Source organism: Streptomyces sp. NBC_00503, assembly GCF_036346895.1.
In the GTDB taxonomy this organism is placed as follows: domain Bacteria; phylum Actinomycetota; class Actinomycetes; order Streptomycetales; family Streptomycetaceae; genus Streptomyces.
Genome location: NZ_CP107855.1, coordinates 6,096,546 through 6,117,681 on the forward strand (window position 1 = coordinate 6,096,546; position 21,136 = coordinate 6,117,681).

Below are 21,136 nucleotides of genomic sequence, written 5' to 3' on the forward strand. Positions count from 1 at the left end.
TTGGGCTACGGGGCGCGCAGGCTGTCGACGGCGAGGCGGGCAGTGGTGCCGATGACGGCGTCGGCTCGGGGGAGGGTGGCCGCGGTGTTGGCCGCGCGGGTGAAGACGGCGACGGCGTAGCGGCCACCGTCGGGGTACTCGATGACGCCGACCTCGTTGCGTACGGTAGGCAGGCTGCCGGTCTTGCCGGCGACGTGGACGTCGTCGAAGGGGAATCCGGAGGCCATGCGGTGGGGCCAAACCTGCAGGCCGAGGAGACGGCGGATCGCGGCGCCGTGTTCGGGGGCGCAGGCTTCGTCGCGCCAGACGGCGCTGAGCAGGCGGGTCATGTCGCGCGGGGTGCTGTGGTTGGTGCGGCCCGGGTCGAGGGCTCTGAGGCGCGCGATGACGTGGGGGTCGGCGAGGGCCTGCGCGCCACCGGGGCCCGCGTCTTCCCTGATGGTGTCGAGGAGCTGTCGGAAGGTCTGGGTCGCGTGCGTGCGAGCCATGCCGAGGCGGGCCGTGGTGTCGTTGACGGCGTCCAGGCCGATCCGCTCCAGGAGGAGGTCGGCGGCGGTGTTGTCGCTGACCGCCATCATCAGATAGGCGGCGTCGCGCAGGGACATGCGGACGGGGTCGAGCATGGCGGAGAGGCCGGTGGGGCCGGCGATGCGGTTGGCCGGAGGGCATTCGACCTGCTCGGTGAGGTCCAGGCGTCCCGCCGCGGCGTGTTCGTAGAGAGCGAGGAGCAGGCAGAGTTTGTGCACGCTGGCGCTGACGACCGGGTGGTCGCCGCCGATGTCGATCTCCGCACCCGAGTCGATGTCGAGGGCGTGCAGCCGGCCGGTGACGCCGGCTTCGGCGAATGCCTCGCGGATGCGAGTGAGGGTGTTGGTCACAGCCAGAACTCCGCTGCCGGGCGTAGATGGAGAGGGGGCGGCTCGGCGCTCGCGGCAGCGGTGCCGCGCAGAGCGCGTGTGGCCGCTTCGGCGAAGGCGCTGACGGCCGCGTCGCTGCGTCCTTGGGGCCAGGCGACGGAGTGGCGCCAGGTCAGGGCGAGGCCCGCGAGGGGACGCCAGGTGATGTCCGGGTCCTGGTCGGCGGTGTGCGCGGGGTGGGCGTCCCTCGGGCTGAAGGCGACGGCGTTCGTCGAGAGGATCAGGCCGCGGATGAAGCTGGCGCCCTGGCCGTGCCGCACGGTGGCGGGGGTGTAGCCGTTGCGGGCGCAGGTGGTCAGCACGTCGTCGTGCAGCGCGGGAGCACCGCTGCGGTGGAAGAGGATCAGGTCGTACCCGGTGAGGGCGGCGAGCGGGACCTCCGCGAGCGTGGCCGCCGGTGCGTCGCGCCGCAGCAGCACACCCAGCTCGCGGCGCAGGACCGGGCCCAGTTCGAGGCCGGAGACGTCGCAGGGGTGATGGACCAGCCCGACGTCCAGGTCGTGCGAGGCCAACTGGTCGAGTTGCTGGGCGGTGGACAGCTCGTGCAGTTCCAGCGTCACACCAGGGTGGAGGCGCTGGAAGTCCGCCAGGATCGCGGCGACGGTTTCGCCCGCGATATCGGGCGGCAGCGCCGCGCGCAGCAGCCCGCTCTCGCCCTTGCGGATGCGCAGGGCGGTGGCCTTCAGCGCCTCGGAGCGGGCGATCAGCTCGCGGGCCTCGTCCAGCAGCAGCGTTCCGGCCTTGGTGATGGTCACGTGGCGGCTGGTGCGCTCGAAGAGGCGCACGCCCAGCTCGCGCTCCAGGCGCTGGATGCGCTGGGACAGGGGTGGCTGGGCGATGCCCAGGCGCGTTGCGGCACGGCCGAAGTGTGACTCTTCCGCAACAGTCACAAAGCACTCCAAGTGCCGGATCAGGTCCACAAGCAGCAATGATATCTTAAATGAATCAATCGGACGTCGATATGAAAATTGGACATACGGCCGATTGGGCTGCTCTTGTCATGGCATGCCCTTGCACTCCTCCCTGCTTCGCCGACGCCGCGTGCCCCCTTCCTCCGGAGCTCTGGCACCCGGCTTGGCCCTCAGCGCCGGCTGCACCAGGGCCGCTGACGCGCCCTCCTCGCCGACTCCGGTCGGCAGCTTCCGCCGAGGCGGCCAGCCGACTGCCGCTGCCGACACCCAGGAGCAGCTGCTGGTGGACGGCGCAACCCGGACGCACCTGCTGCACCGGCCCGGCTCGTCCGTCACCGTGCCCGCGCGCTTCGGCCGCACCAGCACTTCCCTGGACGCCACCGACACCCTTCTCGACTTCTTCGCCGCCCGGACCGCCCGCACCGGAGACACCGGCACGACCACTTCCGGAGGACGGGGGCGATGAACAGGACATTGGGGCATGTGGCGGTCTTCTGCGGGTTGTTGGTGATGGCCCTGCTCGTGCGGGTGACGTGGGTGCAGGCCGTCCGGGGTGAGTCCCTGGCCGAGGACCCGCACAACCGGCGGGTTCTGATCGAGGCATTCGCCCAGCCGCGCGGCGACATCATCGTCGGCGGTGAAGCCATCACCGGCTCCGAGGAGACCCCCGGCTCGGACCTCAAGTACAAGCGGGTCTTCAAGGACGGCCCGATGTACGCGCCGATCACCGGCTATTTCTCGCAGGCTCAGGGCGCGACCTTCCTGGAAGGTGTGCACAAGGACGTGCTCAGCGGCAAGGACGTCAGGCTCGCCACGGGGCCTGTAGACAGGCTGACCGGAAAGAAGGCGCGCGGCGGCGATGTCATCACCACGATCGATCCGAAGGCGCAGCAGGCCGCCTACAAGGGGCTGACGGACCTCGGTGCCAAGGGCGCGGTGGTCGCCCTCGACCCGGGCACCGGCAAGATCCTCGCGATGGCCAGCACGCCGTCCTACGACCCCTCCGTCTTCGCCGGCAACTCGCGCGAGGAGGGTGAGGAATTCACGAGGCTGGACCAGGACGAGGCGAAGCCGCTGAGCAACCGGGCGATCCGCGAAAGCTATCCGCCCGGCTCGACCTTCAAGATCCTCACGGCGGCGGCCGCTCTCGAACACGGTGTGCTCGCCGACATCAATGCCCCCTCGGGCGTCCCGGCTCCGTACCGGCTTCCGCTCAGCTCGACGGAGATCGGCAATGTGGTCCCCAACTCCCAGTGCGACAAGGTCTCGATGAAGACCGGCATGCAGTGGTCGTGCAACAACATCTTCCTGGACGCCGCGCACCGGACCGGCAAGGACAGGATGCGCGAGACGGCGGAGAAGTTCGGCTTCAACAAGGAGCAGTTCACCCCGGTACGCACGGCCGCGAGTGGCTATCCGGCCGAGCTGGACAAGCCGCAGACCGCCCTGACCGGTATGGGCCAGGGCAGCGTGACCACCACGCCGCTGCAGATGGCCATGGTCACCGCCGGGCTCGCCAACGACGGCAAGGTGATGAAGCCGTACATGGTGGACGAACTGCGCGGCCCCGACCTGTCGTTGATCGAGAGGACCCGGCCAGAGGAGCTGAACCAGGCCGTCTCGCCCGGCACCGCGAGGAAGGTGCAGGAAATGATGGAGTACACGGTGAGCGACGGTACGGGCAGCAAGGTGAAGATCGACGGTGTCGTGGTCGGCGGCAAGCCCGGCACCGCCCAGCACGGTACCGACGTCCGCGACGAGCGTCCGTACGCCTGGTTCGTGTCCTACGCCAAACAGAGCGACGGCACCTCCCCGGTGGCCGTGGCGGTCTTCATCGACCCGGCTGACATGGACATCTCCCGCTCCGACATCGCGGGCGGCCGCCTGGGAGCTCCCATCGCGAAGGCGGTCATGGAAGCGGTGCTCAAGAAGTAGACCTCGTGCGCGTACAGCCGCTGGGGCGGCCGTGCGCCGACGGCATTGCGGCAATGGAGGAGATATCAATGACGGTCGGGTCCCCCGATGAAACGGAACAGAAGCGGCCTTCGGAGGAGGAGGCATCGGTGAGCGAACATGATCCCCGCCCCACGCCCTCCCGGGAGGGCGATCCTCAGCAGGACAGCAGCGAAAGCGAGCCTGTCGACGCCCCGGCTGAGCAGCCGCCGCGCCCTGGAGGCGAAGCCCCGGCCGATGAGAGTGGCGAGACGCCCGAGTCCCCGTCCCGTCCCGGCGCGCGCCGGTTCAAGATCTGGACGCCTGTCCTCCTGCTCCTGGTCTTCCTCACCGTGCAGACGGTCCGGCCGCTGCCGTCACCGGCCCTCAAACTCGGCGCTGCCATGTCCTCCTACACCTTCGGCGGGCAGTTCGGCATCCCGTGGCCCGAGAAGGGCCAGGGTGCCGTCCATGTGCAGGGCGTAGGCAACCTCGGCACGTTCGGAGAGCAGAAGCCTGTGCCGATCGCGAGTGTCGCCAAGGTGATGACGGCGTACGTGCTCCTCCAAGAGCATCCGCTCAAGAAGGACGAGCCGGGGCCGATGATCGAGGTCGACGCCAAGGCCGTGAAGGACGGCATGTCCGAGGACGAGTCGCGTGTCGAAGGCCTGACGGCCGGCATGAAGTTCAGCCAGCAGGACATGCTCAAGATGCTGATGATCCCGTCGGGCAACAACATCGCCCGGCTGCTTGCCCGCTGGGATGCTGGGAGCACCGACGAGACCGGGTTCGTGCGGAAGATGAACGACGCCGCCAAGGCGCTCGGCATGAAGGACACCACGTACACCGATCCCAGCGGTCTGGACGCGAAGACGGTGAGCACCGCCGTCGACCAGCTCAAGCTGGCCGAGGCGGTGATGAAGTTCGACGCCTTCCGGCCGATCGTCGCGATGCCGAACGCCGCCATCGACGGCCTGCCCGAGCCGATCTACAACAACAACGACAATCTCCTGCTCGCCGATCTGAGCATCAAGGGCATCAAGACCGGATCCAATACGGCGGCAGGCGGCGCGCTGATGTGGGCGGCGTACAAGACCGTTGGCGACAAGACGTTGTTGGTCCTCGGCACGATGCTGGACCAGCGCGTCGAGGGCCCGGACCGCAACGGCGCCAACAGCCTCGTCCTGGTCAAGGACAACAGCAAGAAGGTCATCGAGGCGGTCCGCGACGCGCTGACATCCGCGGTCGCCGTCAGGAAGGGGCAGGTCGTCGGCCATCTCGACGACGGACTTGGCGGCCTGACCCCACTCGTCGCCACCGAGGACCTCGAAGTCATCGGGGTACCGGGGCAGGAGTCGGAGCTGCGGATCACCGGCGGCGGCAGGACCGTTCCACACAGGGCCAAGGCCGGCACCGAGGTGGGCACGCTCACGGCGGGCAGTGGGCCCGACTCCATGGGGATCCCGGTCGCTCTCCAGGAAGACCTTCCCGAACCGTCCTTCATGTCGAAGCTGACGCGCCTGGGATGACATCCCGGCCGTAAGCAGTCTCAGTCCGACGCCCGCGATGCTTTCGGTGCGGCACGTCGCGTGTGGCCGGCCGGCACGGACAGGTGTTTGGATTCGGGGCTTTTGTCAGGGATCATCGGCGGTTGCCGCAGCCTGCGAAATCCGTCGGGCGTACCAACCGTGGTACTGGCGTGGAGGGGATCGTGTTCGATCATGGATAAGAAGTGGGCCCGTGCCTGGTTTGCCGCGACTGCGGCGTGCGTCGCCGTCGGCGTGATCATTGGGGTGGTGCTGTCGTGGCAGAACCACATGCCCGTGGTGGCCGCGACCGGTGAGTCGTATGAAAAATTCGGGGGCAGCCCCCTGGGGCGTGCTCTGAACGACTTCGCCTTCTTCACCGTCCAGTCGAACCTGATCGTGGGCGTCACCTGCTTGCTGCTCGCCATCAACCCGAACAGGCCCTCGACGGTGTTCCGGGTCTTCAGGCTGGCCGGCTTGGTCGCGATCTCGGTCACCGGCATCGTCTTCCACGTCGCACTCGGCGACCTGCTCGAGTTGGACAGCTGGGCGCTGGCCGCCGACAGGCTGAAGCACTTCGTGGTGCCGATCATGGCCGTCGTGGGATGGCTGGCGTTCGGCCCGCGCGGCCTCACCTCGCCGAGGATCGTGAAGCTGACGGTCCTCTTCCCGCTCGCCTACATGCTCTTCACGATCATCCGCGGCCCGCTCTCCTCGGACTGGTACCCCTACCCGTTCGCCAACGTGGAGGCGCTGGGCTACCTGAAGGTGATCATCAACGGGGTCTGGATCGGGCTGCTGTTTGTCGCCCTCGCCGCGGGCGCGGCCTGGCTGGACAAGCGACTGCAGACCAAGGAGGCCGTCTCTCCCGCACAGCGAGCGGACTGAGAGGACGGGACCGGCCTCGGGCCTTTGCTGACCATTACGTCGCCGTGGCTCGGCCCGGAGGGCCGGGCGGCCCCGTATGGTCGATCCCGGCCCGCGGCGGCGCCGAGGCCCCCCACGGGGCGGAACCCCGCTGTCCGGACAGGTGGACAATTTACTGTCTCTTTACGATTCCATTGCGGATACTTGTACGTAGCCAAGCAGTAGACCGGACCGTCCGAAGTCCGACGAGAAGCGAATGGAGTTCAAGACCCGCAATGGGTGAACCTCCCAGTCCATGCCGTGCCATGTCCTGCCCGTGGAGTATCCAGCCGACGGCGGGGGTGGCACGGTGACGGAAGTCCTGCTGCTCCTCCTCGCTCTGGCGCTGACGCTGGCGTGTGCGGTGTTCGTCGCCGCCGAGTTCTCCCTCACCACCGTCGAGCGCGGCGAGCTCGAACGCTCTGCCGCGGCCGGTGAGCGCGGCGCCGAAAGCGCCCTGAAGGCGGCCAAGCAGCTGACGTTCCAGCTGTCCGGTGCCCAGCTCGGCATCACGGTGGCCGCGCTGGTGATCGGCATGCTCGCGGAGCCCTCCGTATCCGCACTCCTGCGAGGTCCTCTGGAAGCGGTCGGACTGCCCGCCGGGGCCGTCTCCACCACCGCGACCCTGCTGGGCGTCGCCCTTTCCACCGTGGTCCTGATGGTCGTGGGTGAGCTCGTCCCGAAGAACTGGGCGATCGCGCGCCCGCTGGCCGTCGCGAAGGTCGTAGCCGGTCCCCAGCGCGCCTTCACGGCCGCCTTCGGGCCGCTGATCAGGCATCTGAACAACACCGCGAACCGCCTGGTACGCCGCTTCGGCCTGGAGCCGGCCGAGGAGCTGGCCTCCGCGCGCACGCCGGAGGAACTCATCGCCTTGGCCCGTCACTCGGCCCGCGCCGGCGCGATCGAGGCCGACTCGGCCGAGCTGTTCGTCCGTACCCTGCACCTGGCCGAGCTGACCGCCGAGAACGTGATGACCTCGCGGATCGACGTCCAGGCCCTGGAACTCCACGCCTCCGCGGCGGATGCCGCGAACCTGACGCTGGCCACCGGCCTGTCCCGGTTCCCCGTCTACCGCGACTCCCTGGACCGCGTGGTCGGCACCGTCCACATCCGCGACGTCCTCGCGCTCGACGAGGACCGGCGCACGGCCACCCCGGTGTCCGAGCTGATGACCTCGGCGCTCCTGGTGCCGCACTCCCTCCCCGCGGACACGCTGCTCGTCCGGCTGCGCAAGGCCCGCACGATGGCCGTGGTCATCGACGAGTACGGCGGCACCGCCGGCGTGGCGACCGTCGAGGACGTCATCGAAGAAGTCGTCGGCGAGGTCCGCGACGAGCACGACCCGATCGAAATCCCCGACCTCATCGAAGGGCCGGATCAAGGCGGCCGCACGATGTGGGAGGTCGACGGACGCGTCCGCCTCGACGAGCTGGAACACATCGGCTTCACCGTCCCCGCAGGCCCCTACGAGACGCTCGCAGGCTTGATCTCCACACGCCTGGAACGCATCCCCGTCGAGGGTGACACCGTCACCGTCGACGGCTGGGAACTCACGGTCCTCGACACGGACCACCACCGCGCCAACCGCGTCACGGTCACGGCGCCCGCCGCTCGTGCCGACGAGGCCGACTCCCGGGAGGGGAACCGATGACCACCGTCCAATTGCTGATCGGCGCCCTCACCCTGATCACCAACGCCTTCTTCGTCGCCGCCGAATTCGCCCTGATCTCGGTCCGCCGCAGCCAGATCGAACCGGCCGCCCGCAAGGGCAACCGGCGGGCCAAGAAGACCCTGTGGGCCCTGGAACACATCTCCGCCATGATGGCCACCGCCCAACTCGGCATCACCGTCTCCTCCCTGGTCCTCGGCGCGGTCGCCGAGCCGGCCATCGCCCACCTGCTCGAACCCCCCTTCGAAGCCATCGGCGTCCCCAGCGCGCTGATCCACCCCATCGCGTTCATCATCGCCCTCGCCGCGGCGACCTACCTGCACATGCTGATCGGCGAGATGGTCCCGAAGAACATCGCGCTCGCCGCCCCGGCGCCCACCGCGCTGCTGCTCGGCCCGCCGCTGGTCGCAGTCACCCAGGCACTGAGGCCGTTCGTTTTCGGCATCGACGCCTTCGCCAACATGCTGCTGAGACTGCTGAAGGTAGAGCCGAAGGGCGAGGTCGGATCGGTCTTCACCGACGAGGAACTGGCCCGCCTGGTCACGGACTCCAGCGAAGCCGGCCTCCTCGCCCCCGAAGGCGGCGAACGCCTGCGGGACGCACTCGCACTCGGCACGCGACCCGTCGGCGAGATCATGATCCGCCGCGAGGAGTTCGTCACCGTCCCCTACGGCATCACCCCGCGTGCCCTGGAGCGCACAGCGGCCGACCACGGCTTCTCCCGCCTGGTCGTGACAGGACCCGGGGACGAGACCATGGGCTTCCTCCACATCAAGGACGTCCTCGGCGTCACCGATCGCACGGCACCCTTCCCCGCCTCCGCCCTGCGCACCGTCACCGAGGTCGGCCAAGGGACCCCGCTGGACGACACGATGAACGCCATGCGCGACGCCGGCACCCACCTCGCCGCCGTCACGGACGCCGGCGGGTCGGTCATCGGATTCGTCACCATGGAAGACGTCCTCGAAGAGCTCGTAGGCCAGACCGCCTGACCGACGACGGCGTCACACGTCCTGCCGGGGCCGATGGTGATGGTGGCGCAGGAGCCTTTCACCTCGCGAGTCTCAGGACCGCGTCGAGCAGGCACTTCCCGCCGAACATCAGGTCGCTGATCTGGGTGTGTTCGTCGGGTGCGTGGATGAGACGCATGATGTCCGGCAGAGAAGTCACCCCCCCCTGTGATCGGGGTGGGGGTCGATCGCTGAGGGCGGCTCGTGCTTGTCTCGGCCGGTTCGTCCCGGTCAGGCCGCATGGGGATCATTGGTGTCCGGTGGCGTGCTGAATCGTTCTTGCTGGAGCGGCGGTCACCTGGACCGCCCTTCACCAAGGGATCTCCTGCTCATGACCCAGCCCGTCCGCGTCGTCTCCCGCAAGATCACCGCCCGGACCACACACTCTCCGAAGGGTGGGCCCCGGAGGGCCGCCGGAGGCATCTTTTTCAGGTGCTGGCGAACGTCACAAGGAACAGCCACCCTCTGGCCAGTCAGATTGGAGGGTGGCTGTAACCGACTTCGTCGCTGATGTGGTGCCTGTTGTGGTGAGTGATATTCGACGTCACTCGTCATCGACATAGCCAGGTTGCTCTTTGGGGGAGATGTGCTCGCAGGCCCTACTGATCCTTGTTGCCCAGGGGGTATCCGGTGTCTACAGGGTTGGAGGGCTGATGAGGTCGATGAGGTCCTGCAGGGTCGTGTTCCTGAGTAGCCAAGTGTCCTTCCCCGGGGTGATTGTGGTGGAAGTGTTGGTGCTTTCGAGCTTGGCGGTAATTGGCTGCAGCGTGAGGTTCGTTATTTTGATGTCTGTCACAGCGCTGTTGGTGATGGGGTCGTGGATCGTCTTTGGGGCGAGGAGGTTGGCAACCAGGTAGTCCTGGGTTGAGACGAGCTGGCCTGCGGCGTCGTACTGCTGGACCAGAATGTCGCCGGTGTTGGCGTGAGCGGCCGGTGCGGTCAGGGCGATGGTTGCGATGCTCAGGGAGCCGCTGACTATCAGGGCCCCGATTTTGTGCTTGATGTTCTTCATGGTGGCTTTGACCTCGCATTTCGCAGGGATGGGGCAATGCCCCCGGGTGGTCGTAAATGATCTTACAAAGAACTTACGGTGCCCAGATCTGGGGTCGTCAAGTCTTCCGGGTGGGTTGCTCGGTGGGTCTGACGCTGGGCTGCTCAGAGCTTGCGGTGTCGCGGGGAGACCCTGTTCCACCGCTTCGCGCACGGCGCCCGCTTTCGGTGGAGGGCTGAGGGTGGCCCTGTACCAGGGACAGGGCCCGGTCGGCAGCCGCCAGGCGGTGGAGCAGAACCTGGAGCGCCTGGTCGAGGTGACCGCGCTGGCGGCGGACTACGGCTGCCAGGTGGTGGTGTTCCCGGAGAAGCACACCACCGGCTACGCCATCGACCCCGAGCAGTGCCGCCAACTGGCCAAGCACCGCGATGGCCCCTCGGTCGAGCGCGCCCGGCTGGCAGGCAGGCAGCCAAGGAGAACAACCTGACTGTGGTCCTGCCCTATCCCGAACGCGACGGAAGCGACTTCTACGACTCGATCAGTCAGCCTGATCGCAGCCGACAGGCTGGTGGCGACGAACTACCGCAAGACCCACCTGTACGGGGCCGCAGAGCGGCGCAACTACTCCCTCGGGCAGGACCTGCCGCCCGTGGCCAACCTGAACGGCATCGCGGTGGGCGTACTCAACTACTACGAGTGCGAGTTCCCGCCCCTGTACCAGTACCTGGCCCATGGCGCCCGGATCATCTTCGGGCCCACCGCCGCCGACGGGCACTTCCGCCTGGCCGACGGCACCATGAGCCAGGCCCCCTACCAGGACGCCACCCGCCACATCATCCCCGCCATGGCCAGCATCTGGCGCCTGTTCATCGCCTACGCCAAACCGCCGCGGCTGGGAACAGGTCCCCGCCTGCGCCTGGCAGTACCAGGGCAACTCAGGCGTCTGGGCCCCCAACGGCGAACCCCTCGTCGCCGCCACCGCCGAAGACCGCCACCACGACACCCTGCTCATCGCCGACTGCCTCCCCGCCACCGTGCCGCCCTTCAGCCCCGAAGGCCACCGCCACACCGACAACCGCCTCGCCCTCAACCCAGCCCTGAAGCCTGCGAGCTGAGACCACTCCCGGTATCGCAGCGAGGGTGACACAGAACGCGCCACCCTCCGCGCTACACAGCATGACCACTGACGGCCAGATACCCCCTCGCCGGCCGCCAGTCGGGAGATCCAACTGGCCACTATCAACGCAGCCCGCCAGGCGATCACAGAACGTCACGCCTACGTGATGGGCAGGGGCACCTCTGCGACTGCTGCCGGTTCACCTATCTGTGCGACCTCTTAGGGAGTGGACTTTCGGCCCGTGTCGGTGAGGCCGTGGGTGGCTCACCCTGCGGCGAGCGAGTTGCCGCGCCGTCGGCGCTGATTCGATCGGTGAGCTCGCCGTGCCAGGCCGCGAACTCCTCGCGGATGGCGTCTGCGGCGGGGGCACCGAGGCCGTATGCGGCGAACTGTTTGTCGGTGTGGTGCTGGACGCGGGCGAGGGCGGACACGTACTCGTCGAGACTGGGTTCGGCCTCGTTCTGTGCAGCGAGTTCGAGCAGCCGAGCTCTGGTGTAGCCGACCTTCAGCAGCGCGTTGACGTCGATGGCGTCCCGGACCTCGGCGCGGCCGAACAGAGCCCCGGTCTTGGCGGCGGCGAGGTCGTCGAGGTGGAGGACCGGGCCGAGGTCCGATTCGACCGGCGGGTGGTGCAGCAGATCGCCGACCAGTTCCACCTTCGACTGGGCGCCGGAGGTCGGATCGGTGACGTGTAGGCGCGCGTACACCTGCGCCTGCTGGGTGACCTGCACCAGGTACCCAGCCGTGCGGTACGCCTCGACGAGGCGAGCGATCGCCTGAGGAAGCTCTCCCTCGGCGCGTTCGATCGGGGTGAACAGGTCGACGTCGTCACTGACCCGGCTGACGAGATGATGAGCCTGGACGGCGTACCCGCCAGCGAGCCGGTAGCCGAAGTCCTCGGCGAGCGCTTCCAGGCCGATGCGGATGAGCCGATGGTGCAGATCTTCCACTACGCGGCCGCCGCCGATGCACTGGCGAGCTCGGGAAAGTGGGCTTCCCAAGCTGCTCTCGCCGGGCCGGGCAGGAACAAGGCCCGCCAGTGGCTCCGCAGCACGTCGGCATTCAGGTGGGCGTGCAGGTCACCGGGCGTCTGAGCCTCCCGGATCACCCGCTCGTACATCAGCACCACGTCGGCGTCGTCAGCCAGGTCGTACTCGTAGTGGGGGCCCCAGTCCAGGTGCCGGGGCAGAACCACAACGCCGTCCGCCGGCCCGCTCAGCTCCCCGAGCGAGCCCGGCAGGGTATACGGCCGAAGCTGTGCGTACCTGCTGCTCATGCTCACCAGCATGCCCGAAACCGGGGCCCCGCGGTACGCATACCCGCGATGGCGGCGCTTCCGGGAGTCGGCCGAGGCGGGGCGCGTGGCACGCCCGCCTCCGTGTTCCAGGCATCTAACCGTGCCAGGCCCGGGCGATTCCTGGGAGTACCGCCGACCGAGACCCCCACGCTTGCGGTATGCGCCAGGCAGCCATACGCAGAGAGAAGGCGCGAGCTCGGCGAGAGCCTGCGGGCGGGCTCCGGGGCCCCGCAGCCAGGCTGGAATGGTTCTCCGGACGTTCCTCATGGGGCCCGCGGTGCCCCTCCGCGCCAGACTGGCTTCCCGGCCTGCTCGGGCCCTGCTTTGCCGCGACAAGAGGCGGGCAAAGAGCGTCAGGGCGCCGCACATACCGCTCACTCTGCACGTAACGCACACCAGCGGCCTGTCCGATTTGCGCCTCACGAGCCGCTGACCTGCGGTTTCCTTTGACCTGTTTTTGCTAGATCTTATTTCGATGACCCACCACGTGGAGTGCGTGGCCATCCTGGAGTCGGTGCGGGAAGGTGTCTGACCTGTGGTTTTGTCAGTGCGCATGATGTGTGCTGTGGGCGATGTCTTGACGCTGAAATGACGCCCGTGACGCTCGTTTAACGCTCGCTGGGCCTTCGCCTTGACGGGGCGTCAGTAATGGGGGCCGCCTCCCGGACCAGGCTGAGTGCCCAGTCGGGGGAGGCGGCTTCTGCATGTGGTGGATGGCCGGGCGCCGGCTCCGCGGGGGCGTTAGCCGGTCTTTCCTCGCGGGTACGCTCTCCCGGGCTCGATGTTCTACCCCGCTACGGCCGCACGGACCTCCCCCTGTGACCTCGACGCCGGCCCGCGTTGGCGCGCTTCAACCGCGTCCGGACGTGGTTCGCGATCGGAATGGAAGGTGCCCCGGGCCACCAGGCTGCCGGACTGCCGGCGCCGACGGGACCGGGCTGGTACCGCGGCCACTGCAGCCACAAGCCGTCCCATGCCTCGTTCCCGGGATATTCGCTCGACGCCTACCGCACCTTCGGCGGTTTCGACTGGATGACCGCGACCGTCGAGGGCGTATGGGACAGCATGCTGTCCGAGGGCCGGCCGTGGTGGATCACCGCCGACTCGGACTCCCACAACGTGTACACGGACACCGCCGTTCCGGGACGGGCAGTGACTTCGAGCCGCAACGGCTACAACGGCGATCCGGTGCACGGTTCCGTGGTCAACCTCAAGGACGGCGATCACTGGCCCGGCCAGTAGGGGCAGACACACGTCGGTGCGACCGGCTTCTCGTACGCCGCCGTCATGCACGGGATCCGCAGCGGCCGGGTGTGGGCGTGCCACGGCGGACTCATCGGCGGCTTGCACGCACGCTGCGCTCCCGCGGTGGCTCGGCGTCCCTCGGCGCCACCCTCGAGGTGGACCGCGGCGAGCCCGTGGAGCTCGTGGTCGACATCACCCTTGCCGGGCACCCCCAATCGGGCCCGCTTCGTGCCGCGACTCGCTCGTGTGGACGTCATACGCGGTGTGGTCAGCGGTGCGCCGAGCAACCGCGACGCCCTCGACGCGCCGGGCACCAAGGTGGTCGAGTCCTTCGAGGTGGACAGGTCCGCCGGGACCTCTCCTCACCGACCCTCGCCGAGCCCCCGTACGGCCCGCGGGCCTCGGAGGGAGCATCACCCACTGCACCGGCTACCGCGCCGTCGTGGTGGCGAAGCGCTCGGTGGTTCCCGGCTGCTGTTCAGCATCAAGGAGTCGGTGTTCAAGGCGTCGTACGCACGGACGCGCGAGCGCCTCCGCTTCGGGGACAGGGCCGTCATGATCGACGCCGACCGGCACACGTTCCACGCCCGCCTGCCCGCCCCCGACAGGACCCCATCGGTCCTGCACGGCAACTGGACATCGCGCCGAGGCCTGCTGATCACGGTGGTCGCGCCCTCGGCCCGGGGGGAACCGCACGCTTGACGACACCATGGACCGGGCACGCGGCGGCCGCTGTGCCGACGCGGTGACCAGCAGCGAGCGCGAGGAGCCGGCCGCGCTGTGGCGGGAGAACCGCCGCCCGTAGCGGAGGTCAACGCCCGGTCGTGGTGGGCAGGGCGAAGGCTGCCACGTAATCGGGTGGGGCCGGCAGGTCGGTCAGGGTCCAGCCGGGGATCTCGGCCGGGGTGTGTCCGGAGCTGACGTACGGCTCCGCGAGGCCGAGCGCCAGGCCGGTACCGGTGGCCTTGAGGTAGGCCTCTTTGCGGGACCACACCCGGGCCATCGCCTCCCGGCGGTCCGGCTCCGCAAGCGCAGTCAGCTCCGCGATCTCCACCGGGTGCAGGGTGGGCAGGATGTCAGCCACCGCATCCGCGCCCGGAATCCTCTCCACGTCGACCCCGACCGGCACCCCGGCGAAGGCGAGGTAGGCCACGTCGCCGCTGTGCGAGAGGGAGAAGTGCGGTGCGCCGCCGACCACGGCGGGCCGACCGTGCGGCCCGTCACAGCGGGGGCAGTTCTCGCGGACCAACGCCACCTGGGCCGGGGCCATCCCGAGGTAGCCGCCGAGCAGTACGCGCAGGCCCACGTGAGAGGCCACGTAGCGGTGCCGGTCGCCCTCCCGGGACAGCCGCTCGGCCCAGTCCCGCTCGGCGGCGTCGAGCATCGGCAGAGCCTCGGCGACCGGGTACCCGCCGACCACGCCCAAGGTCGTGTCCAGAGCCCATACCGCCGCACTCGCGCCCGCCGACAGCCCGACGGTCTGCGGTGCGCTGCTGCCGAGGTGGTTCACGTACGTCATCACCCGATGAGGGTAGACGAGCAGGTCAGCGACCCATTGAGGCCGCGATCGACGTCCTGGTCAACAACGCGGGCATCGCTGCTCCTTCCGGCAAGAACCGCGCCCTCCACCCCCGGGACGAGGCTGGAGGGCGCCGGTGCTCATGTTGTTGCGGCGCACGTTGGTGGCCAGCGAACGCCATGGACGCAGGGCATTCCACCGGAGAGGCTGATCGCATGGTCGGCAAGACGAATCCGGGGGCAAGCTGATGGAACATCACATCGAGGGCAGGGAAAGGCATTCGGAAAATTCCGGATCCAGCAGTTCCCCTACGCTCTTCTATCTGACCCGTGCCGAGGTCGCGCAGGCGCTTGAGCAGATCGATGTGGTTTCCGTCGCGGCCGACACGCTGCGGGCGCACGGCCGGGGTGACACCACCGTGCCGGACGAGGCCTATATGGGCTGGACCACTCGAGATGGCCACAGTGCCCGGAATCTCAACATGCCCGGATTCATCGACGGTCCAGAGCGGGCCATCGGAACGAAAATCATCAATGCGTCCCTCGGGAACACGGCGCGGGGAATACCGCGTGCCGACGGCGTCACGCTTCTTTTCGATCCCGAAACCGCACACCCCTACGCGATGATGGATGCCGCTCTGATCAGTGCGACCCGCACGGCTGCCGTGTCCGTGGCCGCGATCGAGGCGCTCGCGCCCCGCCCGGTCGAGGTCCTGGGGCTCATCGGCTGCGGGACCCAGAGCGACACGCACCTGCGGCTCCTGCTGTCCCGGCATGCGGCTCTGCGTACCGTCCAGGTCTACGACCGGGACCCGTCGTACGCCGCCGCCTTCGCGGAGCGCCACGGTGCCGTCGCCGCCGCGCACGGCGTGAAGATCACTGTCATGGTCGATGCCGAACATGCAGTCCGCGGCGCCGACGTGGTCATTCCCCTCACCACGGTGACCGAAGGGTACATCCGGCACGCCTGGTTGCGGCCCGATGCCGTCGTCGTCCACGTGTCCCTCGACGACCTGCTCCCCGAAGTGGTGCTCCAGGCGTCCCGCCTCGTCGTCGACGACTGGAACCTGGTCCGCAGTGACCCCCGCCGCCTGCTGGGCCGCATGTACCGGGAAGGCTCGCTCTACTGGCACGGCGACACGCCGCCCGGTCCTGATGCGAAGGCCGTGGACGGAGAGCTGGGGTCCTATCTGAACGGTGAGTTCCCGTCCGGCGGCCTTCCCGGTGAGGGCGTAACCGTCGTGAACCCGTTTGGAATGTCGGTCCAGGACGTCGCCCTCGCGCACCGCGTGGTCGCGACTGCCCGGGAACTGGGTTCCGGTACCCATCTCGCCAGGTAAGAGTAGGGAACTTGTGATACACGCATCCATTGCCGACGCGGTCGGCAACACTCCTGTTGTGCATTTGGCGCGAATGTTCCGCGAAGAGCATTACGAGGTATACGCCAAGCTCGAATACCTCAACCCGCTCGGCAGCATGAAGGACCGGGCCGCCCGCCACGTCATCGAAAGCTGGCTCGGTGACGGCACGCTGAAGCCGGGCGGCCACATCGTGGAAAGCTCATCAGGGAATTTCGGAATTGCCCTGGCTGCTCTCGCCCCGCTCTACGACCTCCGCGTCACCTGCGTTCTGGACCCGAACGTCTCCTCCGTCAATCTGAAAATCCTTTCAAGCCTCGGCGCGCGCATCGAAATGGTGTCGGCGCGGGACCGGATGGGCGGCTTCCTGGAGACCAGGCTGGCGCGCGTCCGGGAACTCACCGTCGAGGACCCCAGTGCCGTGTGGGTCAACCAGTACGCGAACGACCTCTGCTGGCAGGCGCACTACGCCCACACGGCACGGGAGATCATCGAGCAGGTCTCCGGGCCGCTGGACGCACTCGTCATCGCAGTGAGCACGACCGCGACCCTCCAAGGCGTCTCCCGCAGGCTCCGCGAGCAGTGGCCCGACCTCAAGGTCATAGCGGCCGACGCCTACGGATCGGTGGTCTTTGGCGGGACTCCGGCACCGCGCCACCTCCCGGGGCACGGCTCCAGCATGCGGCCGGAACTGGCCACCCGGTTCGATCCGGACGCCGTGGTCCACGTGCGCGAGGAGGACGCCGTCGCCGGGTGCCGTGCGCTGCTGCGGACCGAAGGCATCCTCGCCGGCGCCTCGTCGGGCGCCGTGGTCAGCGCGATCCGCACTGCGGGACCCGCACTGCCCTCCGGCTCACGCGTTCTGACGATCCTGCCGGACCGCGGCGAACGCTACATGGATCTCGTCTACTCCGATGACCCGACTCCCCCCTGGACCGGCCATGTTGCCTGACATCGCGTCCCAGCCGTGGTCCGGCCCGGACTTCCAGCCCGAAGAGCAGGCGGAACGGGTCTCCGACGCGCTCCGCGGCCTTCCTTACACCAGTGACGAAAACATCGCTCTGCACCCGGTCGTCGTGTCCACCGAGGAACATGACTCCCACTACAGCGTCGTGTCGAGGTTCACCCGGCTGCTGGAGCGCACCTGCTGGGAGGACGGCACCACTCCGTACGACCTGCTGAACCGGCTCGGTGCTGCCCCGGAGCGGCACCGACTGCTGACGGACAGCCCTCGGGAGCGCGACTGGGCGGCCTGTATGTCGCGCACGGACGCCGTCGTCAGCGGTGGCGTACTGCGCGTCCTGGAGTGCAACATCGGCGGTGCGATCGGCGGACCCCCACACATCCAGACGATGACGGAGTGCCACCGCGACGCCTTCCGCGGGCCGCAGGGCGCCCCGCTGTACGACGCTCCCGAGCCTTTCGCGGCTCGCCACGCGCTCTATGCCCGAGCCGGCTCGGAGTCCGCCGACGGCCCGCCGGGGGTGGCACTGCTCGGCAGCATGCGCGACCCCGACTATCCGGGGCGCCGGTTCTTCGACCTGGAAGTGGACTACCTGCGCTCCCGCGGGATGGCAGCGGACTTCGTGGAACCTGAGCAGCTGCTGGGCCCTGACGGCGGGTTGCGCCACACCGTGGTCCTCAGCCACTTCATGCAACTCGACTGGGACCGGCTGGGCATCGACCTGGAGCCGGTTCTCGAGGCGCAGCGCAGGGGAGCGCATCTCTTGGCCCCCGAATCGGCGTTCCTCCTCCAGAACAAGACGGTCCTCGCGTGGATGTCATGCGGACGCCCCTGGATGAGCAGCGAAGACCGTGCGTTCCTCGACCGGCATCTGCCCTGGACCCGAGAGGTGGCAGACGAGCCGACTCGCTACCACGGTGAGGAGACCGACCTGCCCCGCCTGTTGAGGGAGCGCCGGAACGAGTTCGTCCTCAAGCCGGTGGCGGACTACGGCGGCCACGGGGTGGTCATGGGGTGCGAGAGCACCCAGCAGGACTGGGACCGGGCCGTGGACCGGGCTCTCGCCGAGGGCGGTCACGTAGTCCAGGAGTACGCGCGTCCCGACTCCGTCGTGGTGCCCCATTACCGCACCTCGCTGCGCCGTCGCCAGGACGTGTCCGTCCGGCCGGTATACGGCTTCAACCTCTTCGACGGCAAGCCCGCCGGTTGTCTGGTCCGCCACGCGCCCGACGACGCCGGCGGGGTGGTCAACGCCGGCCTCGGTGCCTCCATCAACATCCTGATGCACCCCGCGAATTGAACTCCCCGACGATGACCCCTACAGATGGACGGAGCGGATGGATCTGATCGCGACAGACGTCGCGCGCACGCTCGACGACACGTTTCTCGCCACGAGCCGCTCGCGGCGGGAGAGCCACGAGCGTGCCGAGCGCCTGGACCGACACATGGGCATGGACGCGGACAGCACGGAAGGGACGTACCGGCATCCGAACGCTCCCGTCCCTCTGCGACCGGTCCTGCTCACGCAGCAGGCGGCCGGTGCCATGGTGGCCGCGACCCGCCGCCTCGTACGGCTCATCGCCGAGGTCGGTGAACGTCGCGCCCCCGACTTCCCGACCCTGGTGGAGCGGCTCGGGTACCGGCGACCGCCGTGCAGCGTGCTCACCCACCGCGACTCGTGGAACCGCTGGGCCTTCTCCATGGCCCGGCCCGACATCGTGGTCAGCGGCGGCCGCCCCTGGTTCGTCGAGTGCAACCTCGACAGCGCCATCGCCGGCATCGAGCACCTGGCCGCCATCGACGGCTTCTACTGGAAGGAGCCGACCTTCGCCCCGCTCGCCCGCCGAACGGGCCTGACGTCGATGGACAACTTCGGGCCGCGCAGGGAAGTGGTCCTACGTGCCGCGCGTTCGCGCAGCCGGTCCAAGCCCTCGGTCGCCATCCTCGGACACCGGCGCGGACCGGGATTCGGCGGAGAAGAGTACTTCGACGACGTCATCACCGATTTCGCCCGCCACGGACTGCCCTGCCGGTTCGCGGTCCCCGACGAGCTGGAGCACGACGCACGCGGGCTGACCTTCCAGGGCAGCCCCATCGACGTGGCCCTGCGCATGTTCACGATCGTCAACGCCCACGAGGACCCGGTGGATGTCACCGCGATGCGGGAGGCCGTCCGACACGACACCACGTTGATCCTCGCGCCCGAGGCCGGCGGCGTCTACACCAGCAAGAAGATGCTGGCCTGGCTCAGCGAGGACGCGGACCTGCTCACCGCCCGCGACGGCGCGTTCGTGCGCCGAACAGTGCCGTGGACCCGCGAGCTGACCGACGGCGCGGTGTCCTGGCAGGGGGAGCGGACGCCCTTGCTCGATCTGGTGCTCAAGGAACGCGAACGGTTCGTCCTCAAGCCCGCCGACCAGTTCGGCGCGCGCGGCGTCGTGGCCGGGCGCGACGCCACCGAATCCGAATGGCACTCGGCCGTCTCCGAAGGAGTCGCCGAGGGAAACCACGTGGTTCAGGAATTCCATGCACCGGACCCCTTGCCGCAGTTGGTTCGGCTGCCCGGCGCGGAGGAGTCCGCCGTGATCCGGACGGCAGCCGTGTTCAGCCCCCTGGTCATGGGAGGGAAGGGGGCCGGAATCCTCGTCCGGCAGAGCCCCGACTTCTCCACCGCCATTGTCAACACCCCCCGCGGAGGCGTGATGAACACCGCCTTCGTCTGCCCATGAGCATCGAAGAACAACGGAGAGCAACCGTGATCTCAAGTAAGTTCGCCGGTCTGGTGTCACCCGCAGGCGATCCCGTGGAGACGTCGGAACCGGTCCGCAGGACCGTCTACAACAAGGAGCAACTGCCCCTCGTCTTCGAGGCTGCCCCGGAGACCGACATCAACGCATGGATCAGGGAACACCGGGAGGAGCTCCGGGAAGACCTCCACCGTCACGGCGCCCTGCTGTTCCGTTCCCCTGTCCGCCCCGACTTCGACGGACTGGTGAACGCCTTCGGCGGCCGAGCGGTGGAGTACCAGGGTGGTGCCGCGATCCGCAGCCGGGTGAGCAAGGACACGTACACGGCGAGCGAATACCCTGAAGAACTGGACATTCGCCTGCACAGCGAATTCTGCTATTCCAACGACTGGCCGATGCTGCTCTTCTTCCAGTGCGACATCGCGCCCTCGGACCGGGGCCAGACGCCGCTCGCGAACAACCGCGCGATCCTCCGCGACATTCCGGACGACATACGCCGTCAGTTCGCCGAGCGCGGGCTCCTCTACACCCGGGGATACGGCTACAACCGCACCTGGCAGCGCTCCTACGAGACCGCAGACCGCGAGGCCGTCGAGAAGCTCTGCGCGGACGAAGGCCGACGCGTCGAGTGGATCGACGGGGACCAGCTGCGCACGTACGAGAACCGGCCGGCCATCGCCAGCCACCCGTACACCGGCGAAGACGTGTGGTTCAACTATGCGCACGGATTCCACATCTCCCGTATGGACAGCGGTATCCGTGAAGCGCTCTCCACGTCTCCGGACGACTCTGACGAGCAGCTCTGGCCGAACAACGTGTTCTGGGGGGACGGCTCCGAGATCGACGCCGAGACGATCAGCGTCGTCAACGATGTGGTGGAGCGCCACTCGGTCCAGTTCGACTGGGAGGTCGGCGACACCCTCGTCGTGGACAACATGCTGAGCGCCCACGGCCGCCGCCCCTTCAGCGGTCCGCGCCGCATTCTCCTCAAGACCGCCGAGTCCTACCTCTCCCTGCGAAAGAACTGA

General features: G+C 68.4%; 21 protein-coding genes and 1 pseudogene. 15 read left to right on the top strand and 7 right to left on the bottom strand.

Annotated features, from left to right (window positions below; genetic code table 11):
• Positions 1-5: 5 nt before the first annotated feature.
• Positions 6-878: a serine hydrolase gene (locus tag OG490_RS28060; protein WP_443065886.1), complete on the bottom strand. Its 873-nt coding sequence runs from the start codon at positions 876-878 to the stop codon at positions 6-8.
• Positions 875-1,807: a LysR family transcriptional regulator gene (locus tag OG490_RS28065; RefSeq protein ID WP_330299042.1), complete on the bottom strand. Its 933-nt coding sequence runs from the start codon at positions 1,805-1,807 to the stop codon at positions 875-877. The genes OG490_RS28060 and OG490_RS28065 overlap by 4 nt, the downstream gene beginning before the upstream one ends.
• A gap of 184 nt (positions 1,808-1,991) precedes the next feature.
• Here OG490_RS28065 and OG490_RS28070 point away from each other — a divergent pair, with 184 nt between their 5' ends.
• The 6 genes from OG490_RS28070 (at position 1,992) to OG490_RS28095 (ending at position 8,853) form a co-directional block, all read left to right on the top strand.
• On the top strand, positions 1,992-2,294 hold the full coding sequence (locus tag OG490_RS28070) for a hypothetical protein (protein WP_330299043.1): 303 nt from the start codon (positions 1,992-1,994) through the stop codon (positions 2,292-2,294).
• Entirely contained in the window at positions 2,291-3,763 is a 1,473-nt protein-coding gene (locus OG490_RS28075; RefSeq protein ID WP_330299044.1) for a peptidoglycan D,D-transpeptidase FtsI family protein, read from the top strand. The genes OG490_RS28070 and OG490_RS28075 overlap by 4 nt, the downstream gene beginning before the upstream one ends.
• A 128-nt stretch (positions 3,764-3,891) precedes the next feature.
• On the top strand, positions 3,892-5,289 hold the full coding sequence (locus OG490_RS28080; RefSeq protein ID WP_330299045.1) for a D-alanyl-D-alanine carboxypeptidase family protein: 1,398 nt from the start codon (positions 3,892-3,894) through the stop codon (positions 5,287-5,289).
• Positions 5,290-5,481: 192 nt separating this feature from the next.
• A complete protein-coding gene (locus OG490_RS28085; protein ID WP_330299046.1) occupies positions 5,482-6,174 on the top strand; it encodes a Pr6Pr family membrane protein in 693 nt (230 codons plus the stop codon).
• A 328-nt stretch (positions 6,175-6,502) separates the two neighbouring features.
• Positions 6,503-7,843 carry a hemolysin family protein gene (locus tag OG490_RS28090; RefSeq protein ID WP_330299047.1) on the top strand — a complete coding sequence of 447 codons (1,341 nt, stop codon included), beginning with the start codon at positions 6,503-6,505 and terminating at the stop codon, positions 7,841-7,843.
• Entirely contained in the window at positions 7,840-8,853 is a 1,014-nt protein-coding gene (locus OG490_RS28095) for a hemolysin family protein (RefSeq protein ID WP_330299048.1), read from the top strand. Before OG490_RS28090 ends, OG490_RS28095 begins: the two co-directional genes overlap by 4 nt.
• 652 nt (positions 8,854-9,505) lie before the next feature.
• Here the strand turns inward: OG490_RS28095 and OG490_RS28100 are convergent.
• Complete coding sequence (locus OG490_RS28100; protein WP_330299049.1) at positions 9,506-9,883, bottom strand: hypothetical protein; 378 nt, start codon at positions 9,881-9,883, stop codon at positions 9,506-9,508.
• Positions 9,884-10,103: 220 nt separating this feature from the next.
• Between OG490_RS28100 and OG490_RS28105 the strand changes: the two are divergent.
• Positions 10,104-11,006 (top strand): annotated as a pseudogene (locus OG490_RS28105) (nitrilase-related carbon-nitrogen hydrolase).
• 176 nt (positions 11,007-11,182) lie between these two features.
• On the opposite strand, the gene OG490_RS28110 reads toward OG490_RS28105, so the two are convergent.
• Both OG490_RS28110 and OG490_RS28115 read right to left on the bottom strand, forming a co-directional pair.
• A complete protein-coding gene (locus OG490_RS28110) occupies positions 11,183-11,929 on the bottom strand; it encodes a nucleotidyl transferase AbiEii/AbiGii toxin family protein (RefSeq protein WP_330299050.1) in 747 nt (248 codons plus the stop codon).
• Positions 11,929-12,255: a hypothetical protein gene (locus tag OG490_RS28115; protein WP_330299051.1), complete on the bottom strand. Its 327-nt coding sequence runs from the start codon at positions 12,253-12,255 to the stop codon at positions 11,929-11,931. Before OG490_RS28115 ends, OG490_RS28110 begins: the two co-directional genes overlap by 1 nt.
• Positions 12,256-13,158: 903 nt before the next feature.
• Here OG490_RS28115 and OG490_RS28120 point away from each other — a divergent pair.
• Positions 13,159-13,518: a hypothetical protein gene (locus OG490_RS28120; RefSeq protein WP_330299052.1), complete on the top strand. Its 360-nt coding sequence runs from the start codon at positions 13,159-13,161 to the stop codon at positions 13,516-13,518.
• Here OG490_RS28120 and OG490_RS28125 read toward each other — a convergent pair.
• Positions 13,500-13,778: a hypothetical protein gene (locus tag OG490_RS28125; RefSeq protein ID WP_330299053.1), complete on the bottom strand. Its 279-nt coding sequence runs from the start codon at positions 13,776-13,778 to the stop codon at positions 13,500-13,502. The genes OG490_RS28120 and OG490_RS28125 overlap by 19 nt on opposite strands.
• A gap of 17 nt (positions 13,779-13,795) precedes the next feature.
• On the opposite strand from OG490_RS28125, the gene OG490_RS28130 reads away from it, so the two are divergent.
• Together OG490_RS28130 and OG490_RS28135 are read left to right on the top strand one after the other, a co-directional pair.
• Positions 13,796-14,080 carry a hypothetical protein gene (locus OG490_RS28130; RefSeq protein WP_330299054.1) on the top strand — a complete coding sequence of 95 codons (285 nt, stop codon included), beginning with the start codon at positions 13,796-13,798 and terminating at the stop codon, positions 14,078-14,080.
• Positions 14,077-14,223 carry a hypothetical protein gene (locus tag OG490_RS28135; protein WP_330299055.1) on the top strand — a complete coding sequence of 49 codons (147 nt, stop codon included), beginning with the start codon at positions 14,077-14,079 and terminating at the stop codon, positions 14,221-14,223. The genes OG490_RS28130 and OG490_RS28135 overlap by 4 nt, the downstream gene beginning before the upstream one ends.
• Positions 14,224-14,332: 109 nt before the next feature.
• Here OG490_RS28135 and OG490_RS28140 read toward each other — a convergent pair whose 3' ends face one another.
• Complete coding sequence (locus OG490_RS28140; RefSeq protein ID WP_330301100.1) at positions 14,333-15,040, bottom strand: 4'-phosphopantetheinyl transferase family protein; 708 nt, start codon at positions 15,038-15,040, stop codon at positions 14,333-14,335.
• Positions 15,041-15,287: 247 nt separating this feature from the next.
• Here OG490_RS28140 and OG490_RS28145 point away from each other — a divergent pair, with 247 nt between their 5' ends.
• The 5 genes from OG490_RS28145 to OG490_RS28165 are packed head-to-tail and all read left to right on the top strand — an operon-like array spanning position 15,288 to position 21,136.
• Positions 15,288-16,379: an ornithine cyclodeaminase family protein gene (locus tag OG490_RS28145; protein ID WP_330299056.1), complete on the top strand. Its 1,092-nt coding sequence runs from the start codon at positions 15,288-15,290 to the stop codon at positions 16,377-16,379.
• 13 nt (positions 16,380-16,392) lie between these two features.
• Positions 16,393-17,349, top strand: a complete 957-nt coding sequence (gene sbnA, locus OG490_RS28150) for a 2,3-diaminopropionate biosynthesis protein SbnA (protein WP_330299057.1) — start codon at positions 16,393-16,395, stop codon at positions 17,347-17,349.
• Positions 17,339-18,661: a hypothetical protein gene (locus OG490_RS28155; protein WP_330299058.1), complete on the top strand. Its 1,323-nt coding sequence runs from the start codon at positions 17,339-17,341 to the stop codon at positions 18,659-18,661. Before sbnA ends, OG490_RS28155 begins: the two co-directional genes overlap by 11 nt.
• A 37-nt stretch (positions 18,662-18,698) precedes the next feature.
• Positions 18,699-20,090, top strand: a complete 1,392-nt coding sequence (locus tag OG490_RS28160) for a hypothetical protein (protein ID WP_330299059.1) — start codon at positions 18,699-18,701, stop codon at positions 20,088-20,090.
• Between the two features lie 26 nt (positions 20,091-20,116).
• Positions 20,117-21,136, top strand: a complete 1,020-nt coding sequence (locus OG490_RS28165; protein ID WP_330299060.1) for a TauD/TfdA family dioxygenase — start codon at positions 20,117-20,119, stop codon at positions 21,134-21,136.

Excerpts from the sequence above, each read along its gene's own strand:
- OG490_RS28125 (WP_330299053.1), bottom strand. The coding sequence starts at position 13,778 with ATGACGTCCACACGAGCGAGTCGCGGCACGAAGCGGGCCCGATTGGGG.
- OG490_RS28085 (WP_330299046.1), top strand. The coding sequence starts at position 5,482 with ATGGATAAGAAGTGGGCCCGTGCCTGGTTTGCCGCGACTGCGGCGTGC.
- OG490_RS28155 (WP_330299058.1), top strand. The coding sequence starts at position 17,339 with ATGTTGCCTGACATCGCGTCCCAGCCGTGGTCCGGCCCGGACTTCCAG.
- OG490_RS28115 (WP_330299051.1), bottom strand. The coding sequence starts at position 12,255 with ATGAGCAGCAGGTACGCACAGCTTCGGCCGTATACCCTGCCGGGCTCG.
- OG490_RS28100 (WP_330299049.1), bottom strand. The coding sequence starts at position 9,883 with ATGAAGAACATCAAGCACAAAATCGGGGCCCTGATAGTCAGCGGCTCC.
- OG490_RS28160 (WP_330299059.1), top strand. The coding sequence starts at position 18,699 with ATGGATCTGATCGCGACAGACGTCGCGCGCACGCTCGACGACACGTTT.
- OG490_RS28095 (WP_330299048.1), top strand. The coding sequence starts at position 7,840 with ATGACCACCGTCCAATTGCTGATCGGCGCCCTCACCCTGATCACCAAC.
- OG490_RS28120 (WP_330299052.1), top strand. The coding sequence starts at position 13,159 with ATGGAAGGTGCCCCGGGCCACCAGGCTGCCGGACTGCCGGCGCCGACG.
- OG490_RS28135 (WP_330299055.1), top strand. The coding sequence starts at position 14,077 with ATGATCGACGCCGACCGGCACACGTTCCACGCCCGCCTGCCCGCCCCC.
- OG490_RS28145 (WP_330299056.1), top strand. The coding sequence starts at position 15,288 with ATGGAACATCACATCGAGGGCAGGGAAAGGCATTCGGAAAATTCCGGA.
- OG490_RS28140 (WP_330301100.1), bottom strand. The coding sequence starts at position 15,040 with ATGACGTACGTGAACCACCTCGGCAGCAGCGCACCGCAGACCGTCGGG.
- OG490_RS28075 (WP_330299044.1), top strand. The coding sequence starts at position 2,291 with ATGAACAGGACATTGGGGCATGTGGCGGTCTTCTGCGGGTTGTTGGTG.